Annotated in this window: 12 protein-coding genes; 6 read left to right on the top strand and 6 right to left on the bottom strand. The window is 37.4% G+C overall.

Annotated features, from left to right (window positions below):
- Window positions 1–130 precede the first annotated feature (130 nt).
- The 5 genes from LX80_RS11565 to LX80_RS11545 form a co-directional block, all read right to left on the bottom strand.
- Window positions 131–664: a rod shape-determining protein MreD gene (locus tag LX80_RS11565; RefSeq protein WP_111296628.1), complete on the bottom strand. Its 534-nt coding sequence runs from the start codon at window positions 662–664 to the stop codon at window positions 131–133.
- On the bottom strand, window positions 657–1,508 hold the full coding sequence (gene mreC / locus LX80_RS11560; RefSeq protein ID WP_111296626.1) for a rod shape-determining protein MreC: 852 nt from the start codon (window positions 1,506–1,508) through the stop codon (window positions 657–659). Before mreC ends, LX80_RS11565 begins: the two co-directional genes overlap by 8 nt.
- An 87-nt stretch (window positions 1,509–1,595) precedes the next feature.
- Window positions 1,596–2,621, bottom strand: coding sequence for a rod shape-determining protein (locus tag LX80_RS11555; RefSeq protein ID WP_068245144.1), 1,026 nt, complete (start codon window positions 2,619–2,621; stop codon window positions 1,596–1,598).
- A gap of 234 nt (window positions 2,622–2,855) precedes the next feature.
- The gene (gene purD / locus LX80_RS11550; RefSeq protein WP_111296624.1) at window positions 2,856–4,151 is read right to left on the bottom strand and encodes a phosphoribosylamine--glycine ligase; all 1,296 of its coding nucleotides are present in this window, start codon (window positions 4,149–4,151) and stop codon (window positions 2,856–2,858) included.
- Window positions 4,152–4,373: 222 nt separating this feature from the next.
- Entirely contained in the window at window positions 4,374–5,819 is a 1,446-nt protein-coding gene (locus LX80_RS11545) for a POT family MFS transporter (RefSeq protein ID WP_111296622.1), read from the bottom strand.
- A gap of 74 nt (window positions 5,820–5,893) precedes the next feature.
- On the opposite strand from LX80_RS11545, the gene LX80_RS11540 reads away from it, so the two are divergent.
- Window positions 5,894–6,949, top strand: a complete 1,056-nt coding sequence (locus tag LX80_RS11540) for an alkane 1-monooxygenase (protein ID WP_111296620.1) — start codon at window positions 5,894–5,896, stop codon at window positions 6,947–6,949.
- Window positions 6,950–6,967: 18 nt separating this feature from the next.
- Here the strand turns inward: LX80_RS11540 and acs are convergent, their stop codons facing one another.
- Window positions 6,968–8,905: an acetate--CoA ligase gene (acs, locus tag LX80_RS11535; RefSeq protein ID WP_111296618.1), complete on the bottom strand. Its 1,938-nt coding sequence runs from the start codon at window positions 8,903–8,905 to the stop codon at window positions 6,968–6,970.
- Between the two features lie 229 nt (window positions 8,906–9,134).
- Here acs and LX80_RS11530 point away from each other — a divergent pair, with 229 nt between their 5' ends.
- The 5 genes from LX80_RS11530 to LX80_RS11510 all read left to right on the top strand — a co-directional run bounded on the left by LX80_RS11530 (window position 9,135) and on the right by LX80_RS11510 (window position 13,100).
- Complete coding sequence (locus LX80_RS11530; RefSeq protein WP_111296616.1) at window positions 9,135–9,581, top strand: thioredoxin family protein; 447 nt, start codon at window positions 9,135–9,137, stop codon at window positions 9,579–9,581.
- A 1-nt stretch (window position 9,582) separates the two neighbouring features.
- Complete coding sequence (locus LX80_RS11525; protein WP_111296614.1) at window positions 9,583–10,533, top strand: FAD:protein FMN transferase; 951 nt, start codon at window positions 9,583–9,585, stop codon at window positions 10,531–10,533.
- Between the two features lie 4 nt (window positions 10,534–10,537).
- Window positions 10,538–10,756 carry a DUF4266 domain-containing protein gene (locus LX80_RS11520; RefSeq protein WP_111296612.1) on the top strand — a complete coding sequence of 73 codons (219 nt, stop codon included), beginning with the start codon at window positions 10,538–10,540 and terminating at the stop codon, window positions 10,754–10,756.
- Between the two features lie 89 nt (window positions 10,757–10,845).
- Window positions 10,846–12,111, top strand: coding sequence for a DUF3570 domain-containing protein (locus LX80_RS11515; protein WP_111296610.1), 1,266 nt, complete (start codon window positions 10,846–10,848; stop codon window positions 12,109–12,111).
- A 77-nt stretch (window positions 12,112–12,188) separates the two neighbouring features.
- Window positions 12,189–13,100: an ATP-binding cassette domain-containing protein gene (locus tag LX80_RS11510; protein ID WP_111296609.1), complete on the top strand. Its 912-nt coding sequence runs from the start codon at window positions 12,189–12,191 to the stop codon at window positions 13,098–13,100.
- Window positions 13,101–13,120: the final 20 nt, after the last annotated feature.

The following is a 13,120-nucleotide window of genomic DNA, read 5'->3' as shown; positions in this document are numbered from 1 at the left end:
AAATTTTGAAATTTAAATAAAGAAATACAAAGATGCACAAAAGCAACACATGGCTGTATAATCTTTTCCTAAAAGCATATTTATTTTGGGTGTAATTGACTTTTGAAACTATACCTGTGTTGAATGAAATTTAAGCAGCATTGGTGCGGTATTTGGCTTTTCGGAAAAACAGCATTTCGGTAATGAAAATGAGTAACAAACTAATGGCTGTAGTACCGGCTACTTTTCCTAAAAAATACAATAGGTTTCCAAATTGCAACCATTCAATTAATGTAAGGTAAGTGTTGTGAATGATGGTTAGTAATAATACGTATAAACTATAAGGTGCCCATCCCATGCTTTTGATGGATGGTTCTAAATAGCTTTGCTCAGTGGTTTCCTGGGGTATTAAAATGTTTAGTAAAAAAGGGCGTATGTAAGCAATTAAAGTGCAGCAAGCGGCATGTAAGCCCGGTGTGCCGGTAAAATAATCTAAGCAAAGGCCAAAAACAAAACCTGTGAACAGTAAGAAAAGACGATTGATTGAAAATGGCAACCAAAGGATGAATAAAAAATAAACGTATGGTACAATAAACTGGTGTATGGGCGGAATGCGATTCAGCACAAATACTTGCACCAAAATGAACAGGATAAAACGGATAATATTTTTGATGAGGTTACTCATTTTTCAGTTTATTGTTTTCCAAGCTGGTTTGCTCATTATAGTATTTGTTGGCAATTACATACACATATTGAAGGGTAAAGAAATTGGTAGCCGGCTTTACTTTTAACGTGTAAAAGTTAGATGAGGCCTCATTTTCTGTACCACTTACGGTTCCAATCATTAACCCGGGAGGGAAATTGGCCGAATAACTGCTGGTTACAACGGTATCGCCTTTGTTTACGGTAGTACCCTTAGAAATATTGCGTAATGTTAATTCATTAGGGCTATCGCCATCCCATTCAATGCTACCAAAGCTATTATCTTTTTTTAGCATGGCACTTACGCGGCTGTTGCGATGTAACAAACTCATAACCCTGCTGTAGTTGGGGCTTACATCAACCACAACGCCAACAATACCTTGTGGGCCCATAACAGCCATCCCTTTTTTTACTCCACCATTACTTCCTCTTTGCAAGGTTAAATAGTTGGTTTGAGAACTAACTGAATTACCCACAACTCGGGCCGGTAGAAATAAATATTTGCGGGTTTTTTGTAATGAATCAATTTTAAGTGTATCGGTAAAAATGAATTTTCCGGTATCCGGTATTTGAAAATCAGATTTTAGGCGGTTTCGTAAAGCGGCATTTTCTTCAGCAAGTTGCTGATTGATTTTGCGAAGAGAGAAATAGCTGTACACATCATTAAACTTTGTATATATTTTCCCGGTAACATCGCCTGTTACGGCACTAAAAAAAGCTTCATGGGTTTGGCTGTATTTTGAAAGAAATACCATGCTGATTATCTGTAAAATGATAAAGCAGATAAACACGAAGAAGCGCCGTATAAAAAGAAAAATATTTTTCATTTTCCGAAATGTGGAAGCTACTTTAAAAAACCGATAAAATTACATATCAACACAAATTTAAAGTGCTTACTATGTACAGTTATACGGCTAACGCATAATGAATGGGAAACGCTGATAGTTCTTTAGTGCCAGCCCTGTGCCACGTACAACGCTTTTTAATGGATCGTCGGCTACATGAACGGGTAATTTAATTTTTGCACTTAAACGTTTATCTAACCCACGTAAAAGCGCTCCGCCGCCTGTTAAGTAAAGCCCGCGACGGTAAATATCGCCGGCCAATTCCGGTGGCGTAGTTTCTAATGCTTTTAAAATGGCCTCTTCAATTTTAAAAATACTTTTATCCAATGCTTCAGCAATTTCTTGGTAGCTTACCATGATTTGTTTGGGAATACCGGTTACCAAGTCGCGACCGTTTACCGGCATATCATCCGGTGGATTGTCAAGGTCTTTCATGGCGGCACCCACATTTATTTTAATTTGCTCAGCAGTACGTTCACCAATAAGCAGGCTGTGGTAACGGCGAAGTGCTTCCATTATATCTGCTGTAAATTCATCACCTGCAATACGTATGGATTGGTCGCAAACAATACCCGCCAAAGCAATAACGGTTATACCGGTAGTACCACCACCAATATCAATAATCATGTTTCCTACGGGTTCTTCAACATCAATACCAATACCAAGTGCAGCAGCCATCGGTTCGTGAATCATATACACTTCTTTGGCTCCGGCTTGTTCAGCACTATCGCGTACCGCACGTTTTTCAACCTCGGTAATAGATGAAGGTATGCAAATTACCATGCGCCAACTGGGTGGAAAAAGTGGCTTTTTGGGATATACTAATTTTATTAATTCCCGAATCATTAATTCGGCAGCATTAAAGTCGGCAATTACACCATCTTTTAGCGGCCTAACGGTTCTAATACTTTCATGGGTTTTTTCGTGCATTAGTAAGGCCTTTTTTCCAACCGCTAAAACCTCCTTGGGGTTATTACGGTTTAAGGCAACAATACTAGGCTCATTCACAACAATTTCATCGTTATGAATAATAAGGGTATTAGCAGTACCCAAATCGATGGCAATTTCCTGGGTTAAAAAGTTAAAAACTCCCATGTAAATAGTGATTCTCTATGGTTGAATAAATTAGTTGCAAAGGTGTGTGAAAAAAAGTGAACTATCAAAGCCATTTGCATTTTTATTACCAGCATTTTTTGTTTTATTGAAAAAAGTTTTTTTCACAAAAAATGCAGCAAGTGTTAAAATGCTGATTGGCAAGACAATTCTAACCTACCTAACGCAAATTTTGTTGTTTTATTGGCTCAGAAAATACGAATAATCATGCCAGTTTTATAAAAATTCGTAACCTATGTCTTTTCTGTAATAAATATCTTTAAATGTAATGTTTTGTAAGGTTTGTTTACTCAAATTAATAGCTTCGGGTAAATGATTGGCTAATGCTGTTACAGCCAAAACCCTTCCTCCGTTGGTTACCAATTGATTGCCATTTAGGGTTGTGCCGGCGTGAAACACTTTAATATTTTCTTGTTTAGGAATATTTTCTAGGCCATAAATAGGAATGTTTTTAGCATAAGCTTCGGGATAGCCACCACTCACCGCAACAATAGTTGCTGCAGTTCTGCTATCAATGTTAATATTAGCATCTCCTAAAGTGCCATTGTGCATAGCAGCAAAAAGTGCTACCAAATCGGTTTGAAGACGCGGCATAACTACTTCCGTTTCCGGGTCGCCCATCCGGCAATTGTATTCTATTACAAAAGGATTATTGCCAACTTTAATTAAACCAAAAAAAATGAAGCCATTGTAAACCAACTGTTCTTCTTGTAACCCTTTAATGGTTGGTTGAATAATGGTGGTTTCAATTTTTTGCATAAATGCATCATCAACAAATGGAACAGGGCTAATGCAACCCATACCGCCGGTATTTAAACCTGTATCGCCTTCTCCAATGCGCTTATAATCTTTGGCATGACCAATTATTTGGTAATCTTCCCCATTGGTAAGCACAAACACACTCAGTTCAATGCCTGTGAGGAATTCTTCTATTACCACTTTTTTAGATGCATTGCCAAATTGCGCATGTTGAATCATGTTTTCAAATACCTGTAAAGCACTGGTATGATCATTGCAAATAACTACCCCTTTTCCTGCGGCAAGGCCATCCGCTTTTAATACTATGGGTAAGCTATGTTGTTGAATATACTGTTTGCCGGCTTCAAAATTTTCGGCAGTAAAACTGGCATAGGCAGCGGTGGGTATATGATGCCGCTGCATAAATTGTTTTGAAAACTCTTTACTGCCTTCTAATTGTGCAGCTTTTTTAGAAGGTCCTACAACAATTCCATCCCAATATTTTTGGCCATCAACATGGGTTTGTTGCATAAAGTCGTAAATGCCATTCACCAAAGGTTCTTCAGGTCCAACTACTAAAATGTCTATATTCTGTTCAATGCAAAAATTTCGTATTGCTTCAAAATCATTGATGCCAATGTTTACATTAGTGCCCACTTGTTGGGTACCAGGATTGCCGGGTGCTATAAATAATTGTTGACAGTGGTAACTTTCTGCAATTTTTTGTGCTAATGCGTGTTCGCGACCCCCACTGCCTAATAATAGAATGTTCATGTAAGGTTTTGTTTTTTGAAATGCTAATAATAAGTTGCTTGCTAAACTTTCTTCATCTAATGGATGAACAAAAAAATTTTAAACTTCATTACTATCGGTTGCGAATTTAATACGTTCTAAGAAAGGTAGCAGATTATTCTTCAAAGCCGGCATAAAACAAGGCATTAAAAAAGCAGCCTTTCAGCTGCTTTTCCGGTTGGGTTTATAATTTTATGAATTTGTTCATACATCTGAATTGGCTTCCTCCAATACATAATTTTTTTCGGGTAATATTTTGGCAACCGCCATGAACACAATTAAAAATCCTGCTAAGATGGCTATAAATAACCAGAAATAACTGGCTCCGGTGAATTTAGAAAAAATACCTCCGGAAGCTATACTACTATTGACAAATGCAGTAAATAAATTACCAACGGCAACAGTTAGCAGCCAAATTGCACTCATGGTACTTTTCATTGATTTGGGTGAATTGGTATAGGCATATTCTAAACCGGTAATGGAAACCATTACTTCAGATGCAGATAAAACAGCATAAGCTAAGATTTGCCACCAAACACTGGGCTTTCCACCATGATCGATATTGGTTTGAATTAATGCAATAATGACGAATGATGCACCGGTTAAAAATAAGCCTGCGCCAATTTTTCTAAGCGGAGTTACCTTAATACCAATTTTTTCAACAAATGGATAAACACCATAGGTAAAAATGGGAATCATGATTAATAAAAACAAGGGGTTTACAGTTTGAATTTGCTCGGGCAAGAAAGTTTTGCCGAAAATATTCAGGTCTAATTTTGTGGCCTGTAATACCCATTCTGAAAGACTTTGGTCCCACATTGCCCAAAAAATTGGCACAAAGGCAAATACCATCAATACCCGGTTTACTGCTTTTACACCATCAATAGCTTCTGCGCTATACGTTTCGCCTACTGCTTCCCAAATGGTTTTGCCATTTCTATTACTAAGGGCTTTAACCAAGTAAGTCACCATAATAAATGCATAGTTTTCTTTTTTAATGCCTGCAGGAGGAACTCGAACATATTTTTTTCGGCCTAACCAAAAAATAAATGTAGCTAACACCATTAAAATGCCCGGTACGCCAAATGCTACTGAGGGGCCAAATGATTTATAGAGAATAGGGATGATTAAAGTAGAAAATACTGAGCCCGCATTAATGCTAAAATAAAACCAGCCATAAACTTTACTCATTAGGCTTTGGTTCGATTTATCAAATTGGTCGCCAACATTGGCTGAAACACAGGATTTTATTCCTCCTGCAGCTACTGCAATAATTACCAATCCAATATTGAATAGGGAAAGATTATGGGTGGAAAGTGCTAAGGTTAAATTTCCTAAAGAATACAAAATAGATACATAGAAAATCACCAGGTATTTGCCAAAAAACCAATCTGCAATAATACCGCCTACTAAAGGCATAACATAAGCAAGCGATACGAAAATGTGGGTAAGCTCATTACTTTGTGCTTCCGCAGTGGCGGTTAATGCCGGATTTTGGGTAGGATTAAAAAATTGGGCAACCAGAAAAGTTGCTAAAATTGATCGTATGCCATAAAAACTAAAGCGTTCGGCTGCTTCATTACCAATAATGTAAGGCACCGATTTTGGCATTCGGGGTTTAGGGGCAATCGTTTCTTTTAATTCACTCATAGTGCAATTTTAAGGTTTTAAAGATATTGGAATTCTGTATTCACGAACCAAATTTTCGTAAATTAACGTTCGTTATGAAGCATTGGCTAAAATATACCATCTCATTTATACTGTTTTTTCTGGCCTTTATGGCATTCACACATACCAATTTTTGGTGTTGGGGTGCTTTGTTGTATGCTTGGGTATTCATTCCTTTGGTGGAACTTACCTTAAAGCCCGATATCACCAATCTTACGGAACAAGAGGAGCAAGTGGCTAAAAATGACCATATGTACGATATAATATTGTACGTAGCAGTTGTTTTACATTATTTGTTATTGGTACAATTTTTACGAAGCATGCAATTGCCAGATTTGCCTTTACAGGTTATTATTGCTCGCATTGCTACCATGGGTTTATTATGTGGTACGTTCGGTATAAATGTGGCGCATGAATTGGGGCATCGTTCTAATCGTTATGAGCAATTGCTGGCAAAAGCTGCATTATTAACCAGCTTATATACCCATTTTTTTATTGAACATAATCGTGGACATCATAAATGGGTAGCTACTCCATATGATCCCAGCACGGCCCCTTTGCATACTTCAGTTTACCGGTTTTGGTTAAGAAGTGTAACAGGTACTTATATAAATGCCTGGCGAATAGTAAACAAGCAAATGAAAAAGCAAGGATTGCCCATTATACACTATAAAAATGAAATGTTACAGTTACAATTGTTGCAAGTTTTATGGCTGGTATTTTTGTATGTAACGGTTGGTGGAATTGTTACATTATACTACATAGCTGCCGCCATAATTGGTTTCTTGTTGCTGGAAACAGTAAATTATATAGAACATTATGGTCTGCTTCGCAAATTACAAACCAGTGGGCAGTTTGAAAGAACAATGCCTTGGCATAGTTGGAATAGTAATCATGTAATTGGGCGATTGATGTTGTTTGAATTAAGTCGTCATAGCGACCATCATTATTTGGCATCTCGTAAATACCAAATTTTGCGGCATCAGCCACAATCGCCACAAATGCCAACAGGTTATCCGGGTATGATGCTTTTAAGTTTAATACCGCCAATATGGTTTTACCTGGTGCATAAAAAAATGCAGGCATTGGGATTAATGCCTGCAAAAAAGTAAAGTATGCTCAATTCAAAATTATAATCGTCCTTTTTTAATTTCTTCAACAACTCCCGGATCCAATAAAGTAGTGGTATCACCTAAATTATCTGTTTCGCCTTCTGCAATTTTTCTGAGAATTCTGCGCATAATTTTTCCGCTTCTTGTTTTGGGTAAACCACTCACAAATTGAATTTTATCGGGTTTGGCAATGGGGCCAATAATACGGGTAACGGTTTGGGTAATATCTTTTCTTACCAAATCGCCTGTGCCATGTGTATCTTGTCCATGTGAACCCTGATAGATTACAAAAGCATAAATGCCTTGCCCTTTTACTTCATGCGGATAACCAACTACTGCACTTTCCACAACTCCGGCGTGCATGTTAATAGCATTTTCAACTTCGGCTGTACCAATTCGGTGTCCACTTACATTCAAAACATCATCCACCCGACCGGTAATGCGGTACATGCCTTCTTTATTACGCATGGCACCATCGCCTGTAAAATACATACCGGGATAAGTGGCAAAATAATTGGTTCGGCATCGTTCATGATCGCCATAAGTAGTACGCAAAATGCCCGGCCAGGGCGCTTTAATGCATAAATTACCGGAAACAATATCGGCATCGCCCTGCTCAATTTCTTTCCCATTTTCATCAACCAATGTTACTTGTACTCCCGGCAAAGGCAGCGTAGCCCATCCCGGTTTTGATGGGGTTACACCGGCTAAATTTGAAATTAAAATACCACCCGTTTCTGTTTGCCACCAAGTATCAACAATTGGGCATTTCTTTTTTCCAATATTTTCATCATACCAATGCCAGGCTTCCTCATTAATGGGTTCGCCTACTGTGCCCAAAACTTGTAATGATGACAAATTTTTCCCGGCCAGGGGGCCCAAGCCAAATCCCATTAAACTTCTTATAGCAGTTGGTGCAGTGTATAAAATGTTCACTTTGTATTTGTCAACAATTTCCCAAAACCTTCCCGCATCGGGCCAGGTAGGAATACCTTCAAACATTAAGGTAGTGGCACCTGCAGAAAGAGGGCCATAAACAATATAACTATGACCGGTAACCCAACCAATATCGGCCGTGCAGAAATGAATTTGGCCGGGTTGATATTGGAATACATTTACAAAACTATAATTAGTGTACACCATATATCCCCCACAGGTGTGTACAACACCTTTGGGTTTTCCGGTTGAGCCGGATGTGTACAATATGAATAAGGGATCTTCCGCATCCATTTCTTCGGCGGGGCAATCGGTAAGTCCTAAAGTTTCAACATTTTTAATTTCATCTTCCCACCAAACATCGCGTCCTTTTATCATGGAAACGGGGGTGCGGGTGCGGGTGGCAACAATTACTCTTTTCACCGTTTTATTGCCAATTAATGCATCATCAATTACACTTTTTAAAGGAATATCTTTCGCGCCTCTAAAAGCCCCATCGCAGGTAATTACGAAACTGGCTTTTGCATCTTCTAAACGGTCGGCAATACTTTGAGCAGAAAATCCACCAAAAATAACAGAGTGAATGGCTCCAATTCGTGCACAGGCTAACACTGCAATGGCTAATTCAGGAATCATGCCCATGTAAATACAAACACGGTCACCTTTTTGAACGCCATTGGTTTTTAGTACGTGGGCAAACTGACACACTTTTTCATATAATTTTCTGTATGTAAGTACACGGTGGTGTTCTTCGGGGTCGTTGGGTTCCCAAATAATGGCGGGCATGTTGCCCATTTTTTCTAAATGGCGGTCTAAGCAATTTTCTGTAATATTCAATTTTCCGCCTTTAAACCACTCAATTTTGGGTTCTGTAAAATTCCATTCTAAGGTTTTATCCCACTTTTTTCGCCACGTAAAATTTTCTGCAATGGCACTCCAAAATGCTTCCGGATTCTCTATACTTTTTTTGTAATCGGCTTGGTATTGTTCAAAGGTTTTAATTTGATAAGGATAAGACATGGCAATCAATGTTTAGGCAATAAAATTAAGATTATTGATTGGGTTGCCCTATAGCTTTACCGATTTTTTTAACGGAATAAGCAAAGGTTTGCGTTATTATGTATTTCGTTTTTATTGCAAGTAATTGCCCTTTAAGCTTAATTTAATGATCGCTGCGAGCATCAAAAATAAAAAGCGGTTTATCTGTTAAGGAATAATTAAACTATATCACCTGTAAAACTGAAATAATATGATTCGGAATTCTCTGCTTTCGGGTATTATTTTATTGACGCTATCCATACACTGGCAAAATAATTTTAATGAAGCAAAGCTTCTAGCTCAAAAGCAACACAAATTCATTCTATTGAATTTTTCAGGTTCTGATTGGTGCGGGCCTTGTATTCGGCTGCATAAGGAAATATTGGAAACGCCTGTTTTCGAAAAGTTTGCCGATAGCAGTTTAATTATGGTAAATGCCGATTTCCCCAGGATGAAAAAAAATCAGCTGTCTGCCCAACAACAGAAACAAAATGATGCCGTAGCCGACTTATACAATACAAAGGGCATATTTCCTTTAACCTTGTTGATTGATGCCAATGGAAAGGTTTGGAAAGAATGGGATGGTTTCCCCAATGTATCGCCGGAAGCTTTTGTTGAACAAGTGAAAAATGCCATAGCCTTGACTAACCCATTTTAAAATGCCTTTACAATTATACAAGGAATGTATGAAATTAATGGGCAACCAGTTTGAAATTAGTGTGGTTGCCGATAGCAAAAACTATGCGCATGATTGCATTGCAAAGGCTGTTGCAGAAATAAAACGAATAGAAAATTTATTAACCACATTTAATGATTGCAGCGAAACTAATTTAATTAATGCTGCGGCGGGAATACATCCTGTACAAGTTAGTGAAGAAACCTTTCGATTAATACAACGTTCTATTCGTATTTCAAATGTAACGCAAGGTGCATTTGATATTACTTATGGCTCTATTGATAAAAACTTATGGAACTTCAATTTAAAAATGCAAGCCTTACCCGATGCACATACCGCAAAGAAAATGGTTCGGCTGATAAATTACAAAAATATTGAATTAAATGAAAACGATTTTTCAGTTTTGTTAAAACATAAAGGCATGCGTATTGGGTTTGGAGGTATTGGAAAGGGCTATGCTGCCGATAAAGCCAAACAAGTATTATTAGCATGTGGTATTGAAAGCGGTATTGTAAATGCTTCCGGCGATTTAATTACATGGGGTTTTCAACCCAATGGTGAGCCTTGGACAATTGGTATTGCGCATCCCGATGCAGCTTATTCCGTATTCTCTTATTTCAATATCAGCAATATGGCTGTAGCAACTTCAGGCAATTACGAAAAGTTTGTATGGATAAATGGAAAAAAATATTCACACACTATTAATCCTAAAACCGGATTGCCGGTTACCGGTATTAAAAGTGTTACCATTATTACCACACATGCTGAAATTGCCGATGCAATGGCTACACCTGTTACTATTATGGGTGTTGATGCCGGTTTAAATATGATTAATCAAATGAATAACATTGAAGCTATTATTGTTGATGATGATAATAGGGTTTTTACTTCTCGTAATATTCATATTAATAAACAAAAGTATACAAAAATTTAAAATTATGAAATCAGTGTATTATGGAATATTAATTGTGTTTTCATGCATGAGTTTATTGGCCTGCACACCGGTGAAAGAATACCAAAAAAATCGATTGAATGATGCAGAGATGAGCCTTTCCAGTAGAAGAGTACAAAAAAATGAGTTGAATTTTCAAACCTATCGTGAAGGTTCTGCCGGCGCAAATGGTGGAAAAACAGGCGGAGGTTGTGGTTGTAATTAAAACAATGGCTTTTATCCTTATAATTCCACAATCATCTTGTTGAATCATCCAATGTTAAACCTGCTTAAGTCATCCTTAACAATTGTTTCATGAAAAAAATTTGCTTAACTGTAGTTGGTATTTATATTTTGTTATTACACGCATTTGCACAAACCAGCAATAGCGTTGATACTGCTTATGAACCCAAACCACTTAAGTTAGATGAAATTAATTTGGTTTCCAGCTATTATAATCAAAATGGTGACCACTCGGCCATATTGGGTGGCATTGGGAATGAGCATGTAGTGGATTTGGCAAATGGTTTAGAACTGAATTTTGTTGGATGGGATGCAAGAAAAAATAAACATACTATTACGGCAGGCCTAGGATTCGATCATCATACTTCAGCATCGGCTGCTTATGTTTCTAAAACCGGCGCTTCAAAAACCGGAGGTACAAGAGTTTATCCTTCTTTCAATTGGTTAGTTGAAAATGAAAATAAAGGAACATCATTTGGCTTGGGAGCCTATTATTCTGCTGAATACAACTATCATTCATTGGGGTTAGATGCCAGTTATTCCAAAAAAACCAATAATAATGGCCAGTTTGATGGTAAAATATCGGCCTACTTCGATCAAGTTAAATTAATATATCCCTCTGAACTTATTCCCGTAAGCAGTACACCAACCACCAGTTCGGGTGCAACATACATTACTACTGCCAGTGGAAATACAGTATTAAGTGGTGGGGGAGGTTATACGGATGAAAAACCTAAAATTCCATCAGCACCTCGTAACACCTATGATGCATCGCTTACCTTTTCACAAGTTATTAATAAGCGTTTGCAAGCCAGTGTAATGCTCGATTTGGTTTCGCAAAGCGGCTATCTGGGTTTGCCGTTTCATCGGGTTTATTTTAATGACGGTACCGATCATGTTGAAAATCTACCTTCTTTACGATATAAAATACCTATTGGTATTCGGTTGAATTATTTTGCCGGCGATAATTTAATTATACGTGCTTATTACCGTTATTATTTTGATCAATGGGGCATACAATCACATACAATTGATTTGGAAGTACCTGTAAAAATTACCCCTTTCTTTTCGTTATCACCTTTTTACAGGTATTATATACAAACGGCTGCCCGTTATTTTGCACCATATGGTATGCATACAGCAGCCGACCAATACTACACCAGTAACTATGCCTTATCAGCTTTAAGCAGTAATTTTTTTGGCATGGGGTTACGATTGTCGCCACCTGATGGTATTTTAAAAACACACTTGTCTAATATTGAAGTTCGGTATGGGCATTATTTACAAACCACCGACTTGTTGGCTAATATTGTGTCTTTTGCTTTTCAGTTTAAATAGTAATATGCATTTATTTTAAGTTTTTTGTTGCGCATTACATTCAGTTAAAATTGTACTTTCGGGCAAATTCACAATGCATGTCGGTTGAAGTAAAGCATTTGGTTAAACAGTATGGCCAACAATATGCCGTAAATAATATTAGTTTTCATTTGCAAAAAGGCCAAATTACCGGCTTTTTGGGTCCGAATGGTGCTGGAAAAAGTACCACCATGAAAATGATTACGGGTTATTTAATGCCCGATGAAGGTATGGTAACTGTTAATGGTATAGAAGTACAACGGAATCCCATTGACGCAAAAAAAATGATTGGTTATCTGCCTGAAACAAATGCACTGTATTATGACATGTATGTGTGTGAATATCTTTATTTTGTTGCAGGAATAAAAGGTATAAAAAACAAATGGCAAGAAATTAAAAAGGTGATTGAATTAACCGGCCTTCAGGTTGAAAAAAATAAAAAAATAGCACAATTATCAAAAGGCTATAAACAACGGGTAGGCCTTGCTGCTGCCCTCATTAACAGCCCTGAAGTATTAATTTTAGATGAACCTACCAGTGGCCTCGATCCCAATCAAATAGTTGAAATTAGGAATGTAATAAAACAACAAGGTTCGGAAAAAACAGTTTTGTTTTCTTCGCATACTTTACAGGAAGTAACTGCAATTTGTGACAGAGCCATTATTATAAATGAAGGGAAAATTGTAGCAGATGATACGCTGCAAAATTTGCAGCATCAAAAAAATGACATTGCTACTATTACCATTTCACTTCGCGAACAACATTTACAACCTCAAGCATTGCAACTACCGGAAGTTGATAGGGTTGAAATGACTGCCCCAGGAACTTTTAAATTGTATACACGACAAGAACAGTTGGTAAGAAAACATTTATTGGCGTTTGCACTTCAAGAAAATCTGAACATTATTGCGCTTCAATCCGAACAACAAAGTTTAGAAGAGGTATTTAGAAAGCTAACAATTGGTAGCTAAATTACTTGATAAAAGTTGCA

Origin of the sequence: Hydrotalea sandarakina (assembly GCF_003254115.1) — a bacterium.
Lineage (GTDB): Bacteria > Bacteroidota > Bacteroidia > Chitinophagales > Chitinophagaceae > Hydrotalea > Hydrotalea sandarakina.
The sequence above is the reverse complement of the archived record's forward strand: the minus strand, read 5'-3'. Positions and strand labels throughout refer to the sequence as shown.